This window comes from Bacillus sp. SIMBA_074, assembly GCF_046534555.1.
In the GTDB taxonomy this organism is placed as follows: Bacteria; Bacillota; Bacilli; order Bacillales; family Bacillaceae_G; genus Bacillus_A; species Bacillus_A mycoides.
Genome location: NZ_JAWRYM010000002.1, coordinates 363,655 through 381,299, shown reverse-complemented (window position 1 = coordinate 381,299; position 17,645 = coordinate 363,655). Strand labels below are relative to the sequence as shown.

Sequence of the window (17,645 nt, the reverse complement as noted above, 5' to 3'; positions counted from 1 at the left end):
CCAACCTGTGAAAGGAAGAGGCGTAATGACAGAAATCGTAAAGGTAAGAGAACAGCTACAAATGTCGCTTTCTGATTTCCAAGAACAAGCCACGCTGCAAAGAGGCCAAATTTTTGTAGTGGGGTGTAGCACGAGCGAAGTGCTAGGTGAAAGAATTGGAACATCAGGAACGATGGAAGTGGCAGAGGCGATTTTTTCTGAATTAAAACAATTTCAAGAGAGAACAGGTATTGAATTGGCGTTTCAATGTTGTGAGCATTTAAATCGTGCTTTAGTAGTTGAGAGAGATGTAGCGATGAAATATCAATTTGAAATTGTAACAGTTACGCCTGTTAGATCAGCAGGTGGTGCATTAGCGACGTATGCGTATCACAATTTTAAAGATCCGGTAGTAATTGAGTTTATTAAAGCAGATGCAGGAATGGATATCGGCGATACATTTATCGGTATGCATTTAAAGCATGTAGCTGTACCGGTTCGTACAAGTGTGAAGGAAATAGGAAGTGCGCATGTAACGATGGCGAAAACACGTGGGAAACTAATAGGTGGAGCACGTGCTGTTTATGCGGCAAATGAAGAAGCTATTTCTTGCCGTTAAACATTATAAAGTCTTATAACAGCCTTATATCGAAAGGTAAAAGGTATGTAGTCTGACTTTATAATAGAAGAAAGAAAAGACCAATTTTGGTCTTTTTTTTTCTTTTATGATATAGAAAGTCATGTTAGAATGTAGTTGAAAACATGAAGGTTCGAAAGAATTACAACCTGAATTTTCGTTTTTTCTGAATAAATGAGAAAAAACTATTGGGAATTGATGTAATTCGTTCAGAAAAGGGGGATTTTGGTGAATCATTTAAAACGTCAAGATGAAAAGGTATTTGCTGCAATTGAGGCAGAACTAGGAAGACAGCGTTCAAAGATCGAGTTAATTGCTTCGGAAAACTTCGTAAGTGAAGCAGTAATGGAGGCGCAAGGTTCTGTTCTAACGAATAAGTATGCTGAAGGATATCCTGGAAAACGTTACTATGGTGGTTGTGAACACGTAGACGTAGTAGAAGATATCGCACGTGATCGCGCGAAAGAAATTTTTGGCGCAGAGCATGTAAATGTTCAACCACATTCTGGTGCACAAGCGAACATGGCAGTATACTTCACGATTTTAGAGCAAGGCGATACAGTACTTGGCATGAATTTATCTCATGGTGGTCACTTAACACACGGAAGCCCTGTTAACTTCAGTGGAGTACAATATAATTTCGTAGAATATGGCGTGGATGCTGAATCTCACCGTATTAATTACGATGATGTATTAGCAAAAGCGAAAGAACATAAACCAAAATTAATCGTTGCAGGTGCAAGTGCATATCCTCGTGTTATCGATTTCAAACGATTCCGTGAGATTGCAGATGAAGTGGGCGCGTACTTAATGGTTGATATGGCACATATCGCCGGTTTAGTAGCAGCGGGTTTACATCCAAATCCAGTACCACATGCACATTTTGTTACAACAACAACACATAAAACATTACGCGGCCCACGTGGCGGTATGATTTTATGTGAAGAGCAATTTGCAAAACAAATTGATAAATCAATCTTCCCTGGTATTCAAGGTGGCCCACTTATGCATGTAATTGCTGCAAAAGCTGTTGCATTTGGTGAAACACTACAAGATGAGTTTAAAACATATGCACAAAATATCATTAATAATGCGAATCGTTTAGCTGAAGGTCTTCAAAAGGAAGGACTTACACTTGTTTCTGGTGGAACAGACAATCATTTAATCTTAATTGATGTTCGTAACTTGGAAATTACAGGTAAAGTAGCAGAGCACGTATTAGATGAAGTTGGTATTACAGTGAATAAAAATACGATTCCATTTGAAACAGCAAGTCCATTTGTAACAAGCGGTGTACGTATCGGTACAGCGGCGGTAACATCACGTGATTTCGGTTTAGAAGAAATGGATGAGATTGCAGCAATTATTGCTCATACATTAAAAAATCATGAGAATGAAGCTGAACTAGAAGAAGCGCGCAAACGTGTAGAAGCGTTAACGAGCAAATTCCCAATGTATACAAATCTATAATAGATTAAAAAAGACTGCTGAAACGTAATTGTTTTAGTAGTCTTTTTTTGTGGACATATATTGTTTTTAAAGTATGTATACAAATGATGAATAAATTTTGGCGATATAATGAAGGATACAGCTCCCATAATTGGTAAAGATACTAGATAGATTCATCGTAAAATCATGATTTTACCAAATTTGCCCTTGAATATTAGTAGCGTTTTCTTTACAATCGTAAATAGTGTAAAGAAGCGTGTAAACGCATGAATATCATCTAAAGGAGAGATTCACATGGGAAAACTGTATGTATTTGATCACCCGTTAATTCAACATAAGATTACATATATTCGCGATAAGAATACAGGTACGAAAGATTTTCGTGAATTAGTGGACGAAGTAGCAAGCTTAATGGCTTTCGAGATTACTCGTGACCTTCCACTTGAAGACATTGAAATTGAAACACCTGTAAGCAAAGCGACAACAAAAGTGATCGCTGGTAAAAAACTTGGTTTAATTCCGATTTTACGTGCAGGTTTAGGAATGGTTGATGGAATTCTGAAATTAATTCCAGCAGCAAAAGTAGGACACGTTGGCTTATACCGTGACCCTGAAACATTGCAACCGGTAGAATACTATGTGAAACTTCCAACGGATGTAGAAGAGCGTGACTTTATCGTACTAGATCCGATGCTAGCAACAGGTGGTTCTGCGGCTGAAGCAATTAATTCTCTGAAAAAGCGCGGTGCAAAGCAAATTAAATTAATGTGTATCGTAGCTGCTCCAGAAGGAGTAAAAGTAGTGCAGGAAGAGCATCCTGATGTTGATATTTATGTAGCGGCATTAGATGAGAAGTTAAATGACCATGGTTATGTAGTTCCAGGTCTTGGTGATGCTGGTGACCGTTTATTCGGAACGAAGTAAGACAACAGACGAGAGGGGGATTCCCCGCTCGTTTTTTTTTCGCCCTCAGCGCACGGGGGAGGGGGAGATAAATATACAGGGTATATACAACATAAGTTATATACACATCACATATAATATAGAAGTCTTACGTCTCGGGGACACTATATTATGGAAGGAAAGCGCTATATCTTAAAAATATAATAGTGACAAACTTGTGAACATTTTCTTCTATTATAAAGAGAAAACTGTTAGAAATTGCATATCTCTAACCAGTATTTAGAAGGGGAACGTTTTCATTTTTGGGAGGAAATGCCTAATACTCAAATTTTTTGATTTTTTACGATTTCTCGTTGACACTGTTAATACCCTATTGTATGCTAACAACGGGGATAGATGGTAGGGCTTTCAGTGACAAAAATGCATCTATTCCGTGACGAAAATGTAAACTTTTTATTTTGTATAGAATTTATGCAGAAAAATGAGTTATTATTAACACATCGTGAATGAGGGTTACATATTGGAGGGATGAATCCTTGCAAAAAAACGATCGCAGCCATATAAAAGCGTATGCTTTAATGTCAGGAATACTTGCTCAGTTAGTTGGTTCTATTCTTATTGGAATCTTTGGTGGGCAATGGATTGATAATAAGGTTGGAACGTTTCCGTTGTTTCTTATTATAGGGTTATTACTCGGGTTAGGAACAGGGGTATACGCAATGATTCGACTCATTCAACATTACTATTCGGGAGAGCAATGATGATAGACGTACATGGACTTGTCCAACGACAAAAGAAATATATGTACTACTTGCTTGCGCTTCTAGTGCTAGGATGGGGAATTACCTCTTACAAGGATGTATTTCTTGGGCTGATTATCGGAACGATTTTCAGTTTTCTTAGTTTGCGCATCATTGCACGTAGAACAGACAAGCTATTAGATCGCGTAACAAATGGAGAAAACGTGAAGTTTAAGGCGACAGCGGTAAGTACATATTCAAGATTCGCCACGATTGGGTTATTAATTTTATTTGCAGCCAAATATCAAGAGTTAATTGCGATGTGGGGCTTAGGTGTAGGATTGCTGACAGGATACCTTGTCATGATCATAGATTTTCTTTATTTAGAGTATACGAGCAGGGAAGAGAGGTGAATTACTAGTGGAACACGGTAAATTAGTTGAATTTCTAGGTTTAACGTTCGATTTGTCATCAGTTATGATGGTTACTGTAGCAGCAGTTATTGTTTTCTTAATCGCTGTTATCGGAACTCGCAGCTTAGCGCTTCGCCCAACCGGGATGCAAAATTTCATGGAATGGGTGTTTGACTTCGTGAAAGGGATTATCAATAGTACGATGGATTGGAAAACAGGTGGACGTTTCTTAACGCTTGGCGTTACGCTTATCATGTTTATCATCGTATCGAACTTCCTTGGTTTACCATTCATGTATTCAACAGTTGAGGCTGGCGAACATATTGCATGGTGGAGATCACCAACGTCTGATCCAGCAGTTGCATTAACATTAGCCGTGATGGTAGTTACCCTCACCCATTATTATGGAATTAAGATGAAGGGTACGAAAGAATATGTTAAAGGTTATTTCCAACCTATGAAATTCTTATTCCCATTAAAGGTTATTGAGGAGTTTGCTAACACATTAACGTTAGGTCTTCGTTTATTTGGTAACATTTACGCAGGTGAAATCTTATTAGGATTACTTGCTAAGTTAGGCGGGGCATCATTCTTAGGAGCATTAGGTGCACTTGTACCGATGTTAGCATGGATGGGATTCAGCGTATTCGTTGGTTCAATCCAGTCATTTATTTTCGTAATGTTAACGATGGTTTATATGGCCCATAAAGTAAGCCATGACCATTAATATAATTTAAGTAAGAAAAAATTTATTTTTTTATAATACAAAGGAGGACAAATTAAATGAGTTTAGGTGTAATCGCAGCTGCAATTGCAATTGGTTTATCAGCATTAGGTGCAGGTATTGGTAACGGTCTTATCGTATCACGTACAATCGAAGGTGTTGCTCGTCAACCAGAATTAAAAGGCGCACTTCAAACAATTATGTTCATCGGGGTTGCATTAGTTGAGGCACTTCCAATTATCGGTGTAGTTATTGCTTTCATCGTAATGAACAAATAAGGGAGACTCCCCTTACATAGATGGCGAAGAGTGTTTTTCCGAACTTTCTTCGCCATTGCTTTATGAACGAAACGTATGTCTTTTTTTTTCATATGATCAATTTAGATATTTTGAAGGGAGTGAATCCTTGTGCCAACTTTATTATTAGGGGCTTCCATTCCATTTGGAACGATTGCTTATACATTGTTCATTTTCTTACTTCTATTAGTAATGCTACGCAAATTCGCGTGGGGTCCTTTAATGGGAATTATGAAAGAACGTGAAGAGCATGTTACTAATGAAATCGACGCTGCAGAAAGAAGTAATGCTGAAGCGAAGAAATTAGTAGAAGAACAACGTGAAATGTTAAAACAATCGCGTGTTGAAGCACAAGAGTTAATCGAAAGAGCGAAGAAACAAGCTGTAGATCAAAAGGATGTTATTGTTGCTGCTGCGAAAGAAGAAGCAGAATCAATTAAAACATCTGCTGTACAAGAAATTCAACGCGAAAAAGAGCAAGCGATTGCTGCTTTACAAGAACAAGTTGCTTCTTTATCTGTTCATATTGCTTCTAAAGTAATTGAAAAAGAATTAAAAGAAGAAGATCAAGTGAAGTTAATTCGCGATTATATTAAAGAAGTAGGAGAAGCGCGATGAGCAATGGGATTGTAGCAAAACGTTATGCTGTCGCTCTTTTTAAAATTGCAAAAGAAAAACACGTATTAGAAATGTTTGAAGAGGAATTACGCCTTGTACAAAACGTTTTTACAAAGAACGGAGAACTACATAGCTTTTTAACGCAACCGAACATTTCAAAAGAGCAGAAGAAAACGTTTCTTGCAAACGTATTCGCATCTGTTTCTGAATCTATTTTAAATACGTTATATATTTTAATTGATAACAAGCGTATTGATATCCTACCTGAAATTGCAAATGAATATGTTGTTCTTGCTAATGAAGAACGTAACGTAGCGGATGCAACTGTATATTCTATTCGTCTTCTATCGGAAGAAGAAAAACTTAACATTGCAGAAGCATTTGCAAAAAAAACAGGAAAAGATGCAATTCGCGTGAAAAATGTTGTGGATGAAGATTTACTAGGCGGCATTAAAGTACGTATTGGAAATCGCATTTACGACGGAAGCTTACAAGGAAAATTAGCACGTATTCAGCGTGAATTAATGAAGAATAGATAGGGGTGAAGCACATGAGCATCAGAGCTGAAGAAATTAGCGCACTGATAAAGCAACAAATCGAGAACTATCAGTCTGAAATCGAAGTTAGTGATGTTGGTACAGTTATCCAAGTCGGTGACGGTATTGCGCGTGCTCATGGTCTTGATAACGTTATGGCTGGTGAACTTGTAGAGTTCTCTAACGGCGTTATGGGACTAGCACAAAACTTAGAGGAAAACAACGTAGGTATCATTATTTTAGGACCTTACACAGAAATCCGTGAAGGTGACGAAGTTCGTCGTACTGGTCGCATCATGCAAGTACCAGTAGGAAAAGAACTAATCGGTCGTGTTGTAAACCCATTAGGTCAACCAGTTGATGGTTTAGGCCCAATCAATACAACAAACACTCGTCCAATCGAAAGTCCAGCACCAGGTGTAATGGATCGTAAATCTGTTCATGAACCACTTCAAACAGGTATTAAAGCGATCGATGCTCTTGTACCAATTGGCCGTGGTCAACGTGAGTTAATCATCGGTGACCGTCAAACAGGTAAAACAGCAGTTGCACTTGATACAATCATTAACCAAAAAGATGAAGATATGATTTGTATCTATGTAGCTATCGGACAAAAAGAATCAACAGTACGTAACGTAGTAGAAACACTACGTAAGCACGGTGCATTAGATTACACAATCGTTGTAACTGCATCAGCTTCTCAACCAGCTCCATTATTATACCTAGCTGCTTATGCTGGTGTAACAATGGGTGAAGAGTTCATGTACAATGGTAAACACGTATTAGTAGTATATGATGACTTATCAAAACAAGCAGCGGCTTACCGTGAGCTTTCATTACTATTACGTCGTCCTCCAGGTCGTGAAGCATATCCAGGGGATGTATTCTACTTACATTCTCGCTTATTAGAGCGTGCAGCAAAATTAAGTGATGCAAGAGGCGGCGGTTCTTTAACTGCACTACCTTTCATCGAAACACAAGCAGGGGACGTATCAGCTTACATCCCAACAAACGTAATTTCGATTACGGATGGACAAATCTTCTTACAATCTGACCTATTCTTCTCTGGCGTACGTCCAGCGATCGATGCGGGTACTTCTGTATCTCGTGTTGGTGGATCTGCTCAGATTAAAGCAATGAGTAAAGTATCAGGTACACTTCGTCTTGACCTTGCATCTTACCGTGAGTTAGAAGCGTTCGCTCAGTTCGGTTCTGACCTTGATAAAGCAACACAAGCGAAATTAAACCGTGGTGCTCGTACAGTTGAGGTATTAAAACAAGGATTACACAAACCATTGCGTGTAGAGAAACAAGTTATCATTCTTTACGCTTTAACACGTGGATTCCTAGATGATATCCCAGTAGCAGATATCACTCGTTTCGAAGAAGAATTCCATGCTTGGTTAGATTCAAATGCAACTGACTTATTAGAAGAAATCCGCACAACTAAGAAACTTGCGGATGACGACAAGTTTGCAGCAGCAATTAACGGATTTAAAAAAGTATTCGTAGCTTCTGAATAATAATGAAAAGTGAAGTCGACTGTTCAGCCCCATCGGCTAAGGTTCTTTCCCACAAAAGGTGCTTTCTACCTTTTGGTGGGGAAGGTTCTTAGACGAAAGGGGCTAGGAGACGGAACTAGATAAATAAAAGCGGAAGCGGCTCGTTCTGAATGTGAGGGGGAAGAAGTGAAGCCACCGAGCATTCAAGCCGCTGGAGCTAGATAGTATATATAAGGCATCTCAAGTTCTGAGATCGCCGACGGTTATGTAAAGGAAAAGAGTAGGTGCACCTATTCTTTTCCTTCAATCATGAGCAAGAATATCTTGCAACGTAGATTAGAAAGAGGATTCTTACTAATCGTGCCAACTTCCGGAAAAAAGGTGGTGAAAACCTGTGGCATCTTTACGCGATATAAAAGCGAAGATTACCTCGACAAAGAAAACGAGTCAAATTACGAAAGCGATGGAGATGGTATCTGCATCTAAGTTAAACCGTGCAGAGCAAAATGCTAAATCTTTCGTTCCGTATATGGAAAAGATTCAAGAAGTAGTAGCGAGCATTGCGCAAGGAAGTAAAGGAATTAATCATCCAATGCTAAATGCGCGTCCTGTAAAGCGTACAGGATACATCGTTATTACATCTGATCGCGGACTAGCAGGTGGTTATAACAGTAACGTATTACGTACAGTAAGTAACGTAGTTCGTGAACGTCATAATATGGATTCAAACCAATATTCAATTATTGTGCTTGGACGACTAGGACGTGATTATTTAAAACGTCGCGGCTTTAACATCATTGATGAAGTAGTTGGATTATCTGACCACCCATCATTTACTGATATTAAAGATCTTGCTTCTCGAGCAATTGCGATGTTCGCAGACGGTGCTTATGATGAGCTGTACATTTACTACAACCATTATGTAAGTAAAATTTCACAAGAAGTAACGGAAAATAAAATTTTACCGCTTACGGATGTGGCGTCTAATAAACCGACGACAGCTTATGAATTCGAACCTTCTGAAGAAGAAATTTTAAAAGTATTATTGCCACAATACGCAGAAAGCTTAGTGTACGGTGCATTACTAGACGGTAAAGCAAGTGAGCACGCGGCGCGTATGACAGCAATGAAGAGTGCTACAGACAACGCAATGGAAGTTATCGATTCACTTACACTTTCATTCAACCGTGCGCGTCAAGCAGCGATTACGCAAGAAATTACGGAAATTGTTGGTGGAGCAGCAGCGTTAGAATAGTAATAAAAAATTAAAAGCCGACTTCTCTTAGAAAGCTGGCTAATTAAAAGAAAGCTAGGAGGGAACCCGATGAATAAAGGGCGCGTTACGCAAATCATGGGTCCGGTTGTAGACGTTAAGTTTGATGGCGGAAAGCTACCAGCAATCTACAACGCCCTTACGGTAAAACAAAGCAACGAAAACGGAGCGAGCATCAACTTAACATTTGAAGTTGCACTTCATTTAGGTGATGACACAGTTCGTACAGTTGCGATGTCTTCCACAGATGGACTTGTTCGTGGCACAGAAGTAGAAGATACTGGTAAAGCAATCTCTGTACCAGTTGGTGATGTAACACTTGGTCGCGTATTCAACGTATTAGGTGATGCAATTGACTTAGATGGTGATGTTCCTGCGGATGTACGTCGTGATCCAATTCACCGTCAAGCACCTGCATTCGAAGAACTATCTACAAGAATAGAAATTCTTGAAACTGGTATTAAAGTAGTAGATTTACTTGCTCCTTACATTAAGGGTGGTAAGATCGGTCTATTCGGTGGTGCCGGTGTAGGTAAAACGGTATTAATTCAGGAATTAATTAACAACATCGCACAAGAGCACGGTGGTATCTCTGTATTCGCTGGTGTAGGTGAGCGTACTCGTGAGGGTAATGACTTATACCACGAAATGAGCGATTCTGGCGTAATTAAGAAAACTGCGATGGTATTTGGACAAATGAACGAGCCACCTGGAGCACGTCAACGTGTTGCATTAACAGGTTTAACAATGGCTGAACATTTCCGTGATGAGCAAGGACAAGACGTACTATTGTTCATCGATAACATCTTCCGTTTCACGCAAGCAGGTTCTGAAGTATCTGCCCTTCTTGGTCGTATGCCATCTGCGGTAGGTTACCAACCAACACTTGCAACAGAAATGGGTCAATTACAAGAGCGTATTACATCTACAAATAAAGGGTCTATCACGTCTATCCAAGCGGTATACGTACCAGCCGATGACTATACTGACCCAGCACCAGCTACAACGTTCGCTCACTTAGATGCAACAACAAACTTAGAGCGTCGTTTAACACAAATGGGTATTTACCCAGCCGTAGATCCATTAGCATCTACGTCTCGTGCACTTTCTCCAGAAATCGTAGGAGAAGAGCATTATGAAGTAGCTCGTCAAGTACAGCAAACTTTACAGCGTTATAAAGAGCTTCAAGATATCATCGCTATCTTAGGTATGGATGAGTTATCTGAAGAAGATAAGTTAGTTGTGCATCGTGCTCGTCGTATTCAATTCTTCTTATCTCAAAACTTCCACGTAGCTGAGCAGTTCACAGGTCAAAAAGGTTCTTACGTACCTGTGAAAAATACAGTTAGTGGCTTCAAAGAAATTCTAGAAGGAAAATATGATGACCTTCCAGAAGATGCATTCCGTCTTGTTGGTAGCATTGAAGAAGTTATTGAAAACGCGAAGAAAATGATGGCGTAAGGCCTTAGGAGGGACGAATTATGAAGACATTTCCAGTCAGTATTGTAACTCCTGATGGACCGGTTTACGAAAAAGAAGTAGAAATGGTAAGCGTAAAAGCAGAGAGTGGGGAAATGGGGATCTTACCAGGTCACATTCCAACTGTTGCACCGTTAAAAATTAGTGCAGTTCGTCTGAAAAATGGTGGGCACACTGATTATGTAGCAGTAAGCGGTGGCTTTATCGAAGTTCGTCCAGATAAAGTAACTGTATTATCATCATCTGCTGAAGAAGCAAACCATATCGATATCCATCGTGCAAATGAATCGAAACGTCGCGCTGAGCAACGTATGCAAGATAAACAAGCGCATGTTGACTTTAGACGTGCAGAAATGGCCTTGCAGCGTGCTGTGAACCGTTTAAACGTTTCTGATATGAAGTAAAAAAATCCGTAAGGGCTCTGACCCTTACGGATTTTTTGTTATGGATATAAATTAAAAGAGGAAAAAAACGCCTCTTTTTTAGGTAGGAGAGAGCATCCAACCATGCATAGAAGCGGTCAGAGCCTTTTTCTGCCCGATGCCAAGTGAAAATCGAGAAATAAAAAGAACTGCAGGTTATCTTTTTGTTATGCATAGCTGTGTTTTATTTAAATGTCGAAACTGAAACTCAATTTAATAGATAGAATGAACTGACAAAATTGGTATAATTATATTGTTGTTTGTATAAGTAGAGAATATATAACAATTTATATTTCATAAAGGAGATGAACAAATGATCGGTGAAATGAAACGAGAAGCATTGTACTCTTTAAAAGGAAAATGGGGACTAGGTGTTGGATCAACGATTTTACATATTATTTTAAGTTATGTTGTTTCAATGGCTGCAATGCTTATACTTTTAATTCCAGGAATTATTATATTTTTCTTAGTTGTTGGTTTAGCGGGTTCAATTGAAGAGGAAGCAATATCAGTCGGTGCAGGTATTACATTTGGAATTTTTTATTGCATAATGATCATTTTGAGTAATGCATCTTATGGTATTACATCATACGGTTATACGAATGTGTTGCTACAAATTAGTAAACGAGAAGATGCTAGAGTAGATTATTTATTTGAAGGATTTCGTGGCTTTAAAAGAATGATGAAAACAATGTGGGCTATGCTTGCGATTTTGTTATATACAGGTACGTGGATTCCGATGTTGTTACTAGGTGTATTCGCGTTTTTTGGTGAGGAAGGGAATGTATCGTTAACGATTGCTTTCTTTGTACTATTAGCTATTTCGATTGTTGTAATGATTGTGATGTATTTTTCTTATGCGATGACGTATTATGTTATGATTGAAAATCCAGATTATAGCGTTTCACAGGCGATGAAGGAAAGTAAGAACCTTATGAAGGGACATAAACTAGACTTATTTCTTCTATGGCTTAGCTTCATAGGATGGGCTATTTTAGCAATTCTTACTCTTGGAATAGGGTTTCTTTGGCTTAGTCCATATGTAGGTACTACGACAGCACATTTTTATCGCTATATTGCAAAAGATGAATTGCAGTAGGGACGTGCTATACTAATAGAATTGTTACGTATTGGAGGCTAATTATGATTAGTGATTTAAAAGGAGAAGCGCTAGATTCACTGGAAGGGAAATGGGGATTAGGTGTAGGGGCTACATTACTTATTTGGATTCTTACGTCAGCTTTTAGTGTTAGTATTAAATTTATTTTTTCACAAGTATGGAACTGGGGAGAATGGAATAGTTCGCTTTCGATAGAGATTATTACAATTTTTATAGTGGGTCCATTAACGCTAGGTGGCTATTGTTTAGCGCTACATATAATTCGGGAAAAAGAAGTTCGTATTGGGCATCTATTCAGCTGGTTTACAGAAGGTACAAAGTTTCTAAAGTCATTTTTAGTATATATACTAGTAAATGTTTATATTTTTTTATGGTTCTTGCTTTTTATTATTCCAGGCATTATTAAATCATTTTCTTATGCGATGACGTATTATGTTTTAAATGATCATCCTGAGTACTCATTGAACCAAGCTATTACAGAAAGCCGTCATATGATGGCTGGACATAAAATGGAGTATTTCATTTTATGTTTAAGTTTTATTGGTTGGTTTATATTAAGCGTGATTACATTAGGAATTGGATTCTTATGGTTAACTCCATATTTTTATACAACAAAAGCAGCTTTTTATGAAGAGATTGCAGAAGAATATTATGAGAAAAAAATTCCAACAATATAAAAACGCCCAGTGTGAACTATTGGTTCATACTGGGTGTTTTTTGTAGGAATTTTATAAACTGTTTACTTGTTAGAGGTTTACTGAAATAGTAACCTTGCATGTATTTACAGTTGTTTTTTTGCAGAAACTTAAGCTGTTTTTCTGTTTCAATTCCTTCAGCAACGACAGAGAGATTTAAAGTATTTGCAAGGGAAAGGATAGTGGAAACGATGGCTCTTTCTTCAGGCCGATGATCGGCTAGTTGTGTAAATTCTTTTGGTACTTTTAATGTATCGATAGGGAAAATTGATAAATAAGCAAGAGAAGAGTAGCCGGTACCGAAGTCATCAATGGACGTTTGAATACCATATTCTTTTAATTGCTTTAGTCTCGATAATGTTTCTTTTTCATCAATCATCGCAATTCGTTCTGTTAGTTCAAGTGTTACATCTTTCGGGTCAATTTTAACGTCCTTTAGTATTTGTGAAATATTTTCGATTAATTGATTTTGTTGAAATTCTTTCGCTGATAAATTGACACTCATTTTTAAGTTTGTGTATCCAAAACTTTGCCATATTTTTAGTTGACGACAAGACTCTCGTAGCACCCAATGCCCAAGTGGGATGACCTGCGGAGTCTCTTCCACAATTGGAATGAACTCACATGGTGAAATGTCACCTAATAGTGGATGTTTCCAACGGATTAAAGCTTCGGCACCGATGATTTTATTCGTTGTAATGTCAACTTGTGGTTGATAGACGAGAAAGAATTCTTTATTTACTAAAGCAAGTGGTAAATCTTTTTCAATTCGAGCTTTTCGCTCCATTTTTTTATATAACTCTTTCGTATAAAGTGAGCTACCATTCTTTCCTTTATTTTTGGTTTCGTACATGGCCATATCAGCATGTTGTAAAATAGATAACGGATCCTCGCCTGCTTCTGGGTATATTGCAATCCCGATACTTGGCGAGATTTGTAAATGTTGATTTTCAATTTCGAATGGCTCATTCATAGATAGTACAATCATATCAGCTATTTTTTGTACATCTCTATCTTCTTTATAATCTTCTATAAGAATTGTGAACTCATCCCCAGCTAACCGAGCAAGTTTCATATTTGACGTCGATATTCGTTCTAGTCTTTTTGCTACAGCAATTAAAAGAAGATCTCCTACCCGGTGACCGAGAGTATCGTTAATAACTTTAAAACGGTCTAAATCGAGAAACATAACAGCAAAAGGTCTTTTCGATAGTTTTGCTCGTACAATTGCTTGTTCTAACTGCAGATGAAATGAACGGCGATTTGCAAGTTCCGTTAAAGTATCATGATATGCTAGGAAATTAATTTGCTCTTGTTGCTGCTTGCTTTCTGTAATATCTTTAATCATTAAATAGGCCCCAGAAATATGTTCCTTTAAAAAGATGGGAACAGCTGTAACATGTAAGTAGTAAATATCTCTATTTTTATGATATGCCCGTATTTCTAAAGAAATAGATTTCCCTTTTTTCACGTGATGAAAGGCAGTAATGATTTCTTCTAAATCTTCTTCATACATAAGTGAATAGTATGGTTGGTTTAATAATTCATTCGTTTGATAACCGAGTAAAGTAGTTCCAGCGTTGTTCACATTGAGAAAATTACCGTACAAATCTAATGTGAAAATTGGATCTGGATGATGCTCGTATAAAGATTTAAACATTTGTTGGTTATGATATAACTCATTTTTTTGTTCTACTAAATCTTCTGTACGTAGTTCGATTTGTTTCTCGAGTTCTAAGCTGAATTGCATTTGTGCTAGCAATAATATTTTATTTTGTCTTCGAACTAACATATGGCGTATGAGAACGAAGGCGAAAGTTACCATAAGTCCAATTACTACGATAGGTGCAAAAACATTTTCGACCAATACAAAAACAATAAGCATCACGACAGAAATATACGGTAATGATAATCGGATTGATTCACCAAATTGAGGCGTTAGTAATATTTGTTCTTGTTTTTCGGGCTCTTTTGTGTGAAGTATACAAGCGATTGCTACCAATAATAAGGTTACTTGATATAATGGAGCAACTGTGAACATAGAGTGCTCAGGCTGGAAGTATTTTATATAAGCATAAATAGAATCCGTAGTAGCATACAAAATTAAAGCACTGCCAAGAAGAGCACCAACTTGCTTTGGTAGTAAGGATAATGGTCTGAATAAAAGGTTGATTCCTATTAAAAGAAAGAGTAGATCAGCCATTGGATACGTGAGTTGAACAAACATGTCGATATATGATGTTGTAAAAATATGAATGGTTCTTTCAATAAGTAAATAGTAGCTTAAAGTAAATTGAGCAGTAACAATAATACAAATATCACATATCGTAAAAAGCTGTTCCAATAAATCTCGGCCATAAATAATTTCATATAGAAAGGCAAATGCAAAGCTAATTAAAAATAATAAGTAAAAAAAGTCTGATGGATCAACGAATGTATAGTAGTCATGCAGAATTAAGCGTTGATAAGCAACTACTATATCGCCGATGAAATAAGAGAAGGATCCGATAGTTAATGTTATCCAAAACAAACGAGATAACCCTTGTTTTATATTTGAAAAATAAAATATATAACTACAAATTGTAATATCAATTAATATGGTACTTATTCCAGTTAATATTTGAAATGGGAGTGCGTACTCATATAAAAAGGACATTGATACGTAATGAATAGCTATATACAACAATGAAATGCTTATAAGAATACTTACATGTGTTTGTTTTTTCATTTATATCACCCACTGTATATACATAAGAACCACCTTTTTTTAGTTTATGTTTTTTATGATTGCTTGAAAACATATAGAATTTCTATATTTATTTTACACATTTATAATGAGTTGTAAAAATAGATTTGCTCAGCAAGTATTAATTGTTGTTTCTGTTCCCAATATATCGACATAGGAATTTGAAGTTTGCTATAATGAATTAAATAGTTGCATTATTTAGAAAAATTTAAAAATAATAAATAATGCAAGTAAGACATATTGTTTACTATGTGAACTTGTTCTTAATTCAGGGGGGAGGGTTTCACAATGGCAAGTGTATATGAAAATAGTTATATGATCGTTTTGATTTTCTTGCTATTAGGTATATTGCTGCCGGTAGTGGCTCTTACATTAGGGAAAATGCTGCGTCCAAACAAACCGAGTGCAGCGAAAGCGACGACGTATGAGAGTGGAATTGAGCCTTTTCATGATGCAAATATTCGGTTTCATGCTCGTTATTACATTTTCGCTTTATTGTTCGTCATCTTTGATGTAGAAACTTTATTTTTATACCCATGGGCTGTTGCATATGACAAGCTTGGTTTATTTGCACTGATTGAAATGCTCATTTTTGTTGTGATGTTGCTAGTTGGATTAGCGTATGCTTGGAAAAAGAAGGTGTTACAATGGTTATAAATTTTGAGGAATTACACCCACAGGAGCGAGCGGAATTAGAAAGGAATATCTTTTTTTCTACATTGGAACAGTTGAAGGGATGGGCGCGGAGCAACTCTTTATGGCCGATGACATTTGGACTGGCATGCTGTGCGATTGAAATGATGGGAGTAGGCTCATCACATTACGATTTAGATCGATTTGGGTCATTTTTTCGGACTTCACCAAGACAATCGGACGTCATGATTGTGTCAGGAACGGTAACGAAGAAAATGGCACCTATTGTTCGGCGCCTATATGATCAAATGCCTGAACCGAAGTGGGTAATTGCGATGGGATCTTGTGCAACGGCCGGTGGTCCGTATGTGAATTCGTATGCTGTTGTGAAAGGTGTAGATCAAATTGTACCAGTTGATGTGTATATTCCTGGATGCCCTCCAAATCCTGCTGCTTTAATTTATGGAATTAATAAATTAAAAGAAAAAATTCGTTACGAGGCAAGGACCGGGAAGCAGGTGACGAATAAATGAGTGATCCAAATAAAGACTTAGAAAGTATGAAAAGAGAAGCGGCCCGTCATGCGAAAGAGGAAGCGCGAAAACGTCTTGCTGCGAAACATGGGGCGGAAATGTCTAAACTTGAAGGAGAACATCGAGAAAAAGAGAAAGCGCTACCAAAAGATAAGGGGATTAATGTAGAAGAAGCAAAGGCGAAAGCCGCAGCAGCTGCAAAGGCAAAAGCAGCGGTATTAGCGAAGCAAAAGCGAGAAGGATCAGAAGAAGTAACGGATGAAGAAAAAGCCAAAGCGAAGGCCGTAGCAGCTGCAAAAGCAAAAGCAGCAGCGTTAGCGAAGCAGAAAGCCTCACAAGGTGAGGGGGATTCTGGAGATGAGAAAGCAAAGGCAATTGCAGCCGCAAAAGCGAAAGCCGCTGCTGCGGCAAGGGCAAAGGGATCTGTAAATAAGATAGAAGACGAACTGCAGCAGGAAGAACCATCAGTTAACCAACCATATTTAAATCGCTATGTGGAGGTTGTTAAGGAGAGGTTAGGAGAATATGCATTAGTAGATTCCTATATTAATAAGCTTTCAAAAGATGTTCCAACGCTTGTGGCGGAGCCTTCGAAATATTATGAAGTGATGGAATTGCTAAGATTCCATGAGGGACTTGCTTTTGATTATATGTCAGAGCTACATGCGACGGATTTTGTGACACATATGGAAGTATACGTTCATTTATTTTCATATGGAAAGAAACAGTCAGTAGCAGTGAAGGTAAAGCTGGATAGGAAAGCGCCGCAAGTAAAATCGGTGACGCCGCTTTGGAAAGGGGCAGATTGGCCGGAGCGTGAAACGTATGATTTGCTCGGTATTGTATTTGAAGGTCATCCTAATTTATCTCGCATTTTAATGCCGGATGATTGGGTGGGGTATCCGCTTAGGAAGGATTATGAACCGTATGATGTGGAGGTGTAGCTT

At 37.8% G+C, this 17,645-nt stretch carries 20 protein-coding genes; 19 read left to right on the top strand and 1 reads right to left on the bottom strand.

Going from position 1 to position 17,645, the window contains the following annotated elements:
* The first annotated feature begins 25 nt into the window (after positions 1-25).
* From SB773_RS04255 to SB773_RS04180, 16 genes are all read left to right on the top strand, one after another.
* The gene (locus SB773_RS04255; protein WP_410588730.1) at positions 26-598 is read left to right on the top strand and encodes a TIGR01440 family protein; all 573 of its coding nucleotides are present in this window, start codon (positions 26-28) and stop codon (positions 596-598) included.
* Positions 599-844: 246 nt separating this feature from the next.
* Positions 845-2,086 (top strand): serine hydroxymethyltransferase, encoded by a 1,242-nt coding sequence (gene glyA, locus SB773_RS04250; protein WP_002034906.1) that lies wholly within the window; start codon positions 845-847, stop codon positions 2,084-2,086.
* A 273-nt stretch (positions 2,087-2,359) separates the two neighbouring features.
* On the top strand, positions 2,360-2,989 hold the full coding sequence (gene upp / locus SB773_RS04245; RefSeq protein WP_002034907.1) for a uracil phosphoribosyltransferase: 630 nt from the start codon (positions 2,360-2,362) through the stop codon (positions 2,987-2,989).
* A gap of 375 nt (positions 2,990-3,364) precedes the next feature.
* The gene (locus SB773_RS04240; protein WP_000232963.1) at positions 3,365-3,478 is read left to right on the top strand and encodes a DUF4024 domain-containing protein; all 114 of its coding nucleotides are present in this window, start codon (positions 3,365-3,367) and stop codon (positions 3,476-3,478) included.
* A 26-nt stretch (positions 3,479-3,504) separates the two neighbouring features.
* Complete coding sequence (locus SB773_RS04235) at positions 3,505-3,729, top strand: AtpZ/AtpI family protein (RefSeq protein ID WP_002089742.1); 225 nt, start codon at positions 3,505-3,507, stop codon at positions 3,727-3,729.
* On the top strand, positions 3,729-4,121 hold the full coding sequence (locus SB773_RS04230; RefSeq protein WP_002016288.1) for an ATP synthase subunit I: 393 nt from the start codon (positions 3,729-3,731) through the stop codon (positions 4,119-4,121). The genes SB773_RS04235 and SB773_RS04230 overlap by 1 nt, the downstream gene beginning before the upstream one ends.
* A 7-nt stretch (positions 4,122-4,128) precedes the next feature.
* On the top strand, positions 4,129-4,848 hold the full coding sequence (gene atpB / locus SB773_RS04225) for a F0F1 ATP synthase subunit A (protein ID WP_000399874.1): 720 nt from the start codon (positions 4,129-4,131) through the stop codon (positions 4,846-4,848).
* Positions 4,849-4,904: 56 nt separating this feature from the next.
* Positions 4,905-5,123: a F0F1 ATP synthase subunit C gene (gene atpE, locus SB773_RS04220; RefSeq protein ID WP_000052064.1), complete on the top strand. Its 219-nt coding sequence runs from the start codon at positions 4,905-4,907 to the stop codon at positions 5,121-5,123.
* A 129-nt stretch (positions 5,124-5,252) separates the two neighbouring features.
* Positions 5,253-5,759, top strand: coding sequence for a F0F1 ATP synthase subunit B (gene atpF, locus SB773_RS04215; RefSeq protein WP_002016287.1), 507 nt, complete (start codon positions 5,253-5,255; stop codon positions 5,757-5,759).
* On the top strand, positions 5,756-6,298 hold the full coding sequence (gene atpH, locus SB773_RS04210) for a F0F1 ATP synthase subunit delta (RefSeq protein ID WP_002130060.1): 543 nt from the start codon (positions 5,756-5,758) through the stop codon (positions 6,296-6,298). The genes atpF and atpH overlap by 4 nt, the downstream gene beginning before the upstream one ends.
* An 11-nt stretch (positions 6,299-6,309) precedes the next feature.
* On the top strand, positions 6,310-7,818 hold the full coding sequence (gene atpA / locus SB773_RS04205) for a F0F1 ATP synthase subunit alpha (RefSeq protein ID WP_002034911.1): 1,509 nt from the start codon (positions 6,310-6,312) through the stop codon (positions 7,816-7,818).
* A 373-nt stretch (positions 7,819-8,191) separates the two neighbouring features.
* The gene (atpG, locus tag SB773_RS04200) at positions 8,192-9,052 is read left to right on the top strand and encodes a F0F1 ATP synthase subunit gamma (RefSeq protein ID WP_002034912.1); all 861 of its coding nucleotides are present in this window, start codon (positions 8,192-8,194) and stop codon (positions 9,050-9,052) included.
* Between the two features lie 69 nt (positions 9,053-9,121).
* Complete coding sequence (gene atpD / locus SB773_RS04195) at positions 9,122-10,531, top strand: F0F1 ATP synthase subunit beta (RefSeq protein WP_002034913.1); 1,410 nt, start codon at positions 9,122-9,124, stop codon at positions 10,529-10,531.
* Positions 10,532-10,551: 20 nt separating this feature from the next.
* A complete protein-coding gene (gene atpC / locus SB773_RS04190) occupies positions 10,552-10,953 on the top strand; it encodes a F0F1 ATP synthase subunit epsilon (protein WP_002016279.1) in 402 nt (133 codons plus the stop codon).
* A 331-nt stretch (positions 10,954-11,284) separates the two neighbouring features.
* Positions 11,285-12,070, top strand: a complete 786-nt coding sequence (locus SB773_RS04185) for a DUF975 family protein (RefSeq protein ID WP_060749194.1) — start codon at positions 11,285-11,287, stop codon at positions 12,068-12,070.
* 44 nt (positions 12,071-12,114) lie between these two features.
* Positions 12,115-12,768 (top strand): DUF975 family protein, encoded by a 654-nt coding sequence (locus SB773_RS04180; RefSeq protein WP_002143866.1) that lies wholly within the window; start codon positions 12,115-12,117, stop codon positions 12,766-12,768.
* A gap of 16 nt (positions 12,769-12,784) precedes the next feature.
* Here the strand turns inward: SB773_RS04180 and SB773_RS04175 are convergent, their stop codons facing one another.
* Positions 12,785-15,514, bottom strand: a complete 2,730-nt coding sequence (locus tag SB773_RS04175) for an EAL domain-containing protein (protein ID WP_131246476.1) — start codon at positions 15,512-15,514, stop codon at positions 12,785-12,787.
* Positions 15,515-15,820: 306 nt separating this feature from the next.
* On the opposite strand from SB773_RS04175, the gene nuoA reads away from it, so the two are divergent.
* Genes nuoA through SB773_RS04160 form a run of 3 tightly spaced genes read left to right on the top strand, consistent with a single transcriptional unit; the run spans position 15,821 to position 17,642 of the window.
* A complete protein-coding gene (gene nuoA / locus SB773_RS04170) occupies positions 15,821-16,189 on the top strand; it encodes an NADH-quinone oxidoreductase subunit NuoA (RefSeq protein WP_000179270.1) in 369 nt (122 codons plus the stop codon).
* A complete protein-coding gene (gene nuoB, locus SB773_RS04165; RefSeq protein WP_002089729.1) occupies positions 16,180-16,698 on the top strand; it encodes an NADH-quinone oxidoreductase subunit NuoB in 519 nt (172 codons plus the stop codon). The genes nuoA and nuoB overlap by 10 nt, the downstream gene beginning before the upstream one ends.
* Positions 16,695-17,642: an NADH-quinone oxidoreductase subunit C gene (locus SB773_RS04160; RefSeq protein ID WP_410588721.1), complete on the top strand. Its 948-nt coding sequence runs from the start codon at positions 16,695-16,697 to the stop codon at positions 17,640-17,642. The genes nuoB and SB773_RS04160 overlap by 4 nt, the downstream gene beginning before the upstream one ends.
* Positions 17,643-17,645: the final 3 nt, after the last annotated feature.

What these genes read in the sequence shown, in the direction of transcription:
- atpE (WP_000052064.1), top strand. Translation starts at nt 4,905, where the DNA reads ATGAGTTTAGGTGTAATCGCAGCTGCAATTGCAATTGGTTTATCAGCA.
- SB773_RS04160 (WP_410588721.1), top strand. Translation starts at nt 16,695, where the DNA reads ATGAGTGATCCAAATAAAGACTTAGAAAGTATGAAAAGAGAAGCGGCC.
- SB773_RS04255 (WP_410588730.1), top strand. Translation starts at nt 26, where the DNA reads ATGACAGAAATCGTAAAGGTAAGAGAACAGCTACAAATGTCGCTTTCT.
- SB773_RS04240 (WP_000232963.1), top strand. Translation starts at nt 3,365, where the DNA reads ATGGTAGGGCTTTCAGTGACAAAAATGCATCTATTCCGTGACGAAAAT.
- nuoA (WP_000179270.1), top strand. Translation starts at nt 15,821, where the DNA reads ATGGCAAGTGTATATGAAAATAGTTATATGATCGTTTTGATTTTCTTG.
- atpD (WP_002034913.1), top strand. Translation starts at nt 9,122, where the DNA reads ATGAATAAAGGGCGCGTTACGCAAATCATGGGTCCGGTTGTAGACGTT.
- atpA (WP_002034911.1), top strand. Translation starts at nt 6,310, where the DNA reads ATGAGCATCAGAGCTGAAGAAATTAGCGCACTGATAAAGCAACAAATC.
- atpH (WP_002130060.1), top strand. Translation starts at nt 5,756, where the DNA reads ATGAGCAATGGGATTGTAGCAAAACGTTATGCTGTCGCTCTTTTTAAA.
- upp (WP_002034907.1), top strand. Translation starts at nt 2,360, where the DNA reads ATGGGAAAACTGTATGTATTTGATCACCCGTTAATTCAACATAAGATT.
- nuoB (WP_002089729.1), top strand. Translation starts at nt 16,180, where the DNA reads ATGGTTATAAATTTTGAGGAATTACACCCACAGGAGCGAGCGGAATTA.
- SB773_RS04175 (WP_131246476.1), bottom strand. Translation starts at nt 15,514, where the DNA reads ATGAAAAAACAAACACATGTAAGTATTCTTATAAGCATTTCATTGTTG.
- atpC (WP_002016279.1), top strand. Translation starts at nt 10,552, where the DNA reads ATGAAGACATTTCCAGTCAGTATTGTAACTCCTGATGGACCGGTTTAC.
- SB773_RS04185 (WP_060749194.1), top strand. Translation starts at nt 11,285, where the DNA reads ATGATCGGTGAAATGAAACGAGAAGCATTGTACTCTTTAAAAGGAAAA.
- SB773_RS04180 (WP_002143866.1), top strand. Translation starts at nt 12,115, where the DNA reads ATGATTAGTGATTTAAAAGGAGAAGCGCTAGATTCACTGGAAGGGAAA.
- SB773_RS04230 (WP_002016288.1), top strand. Translation starts at nt 3,729, where the DNA reads ATGATAGACGTACATGGACTTGTCCAACGACAAAAGAAATATATGTAC.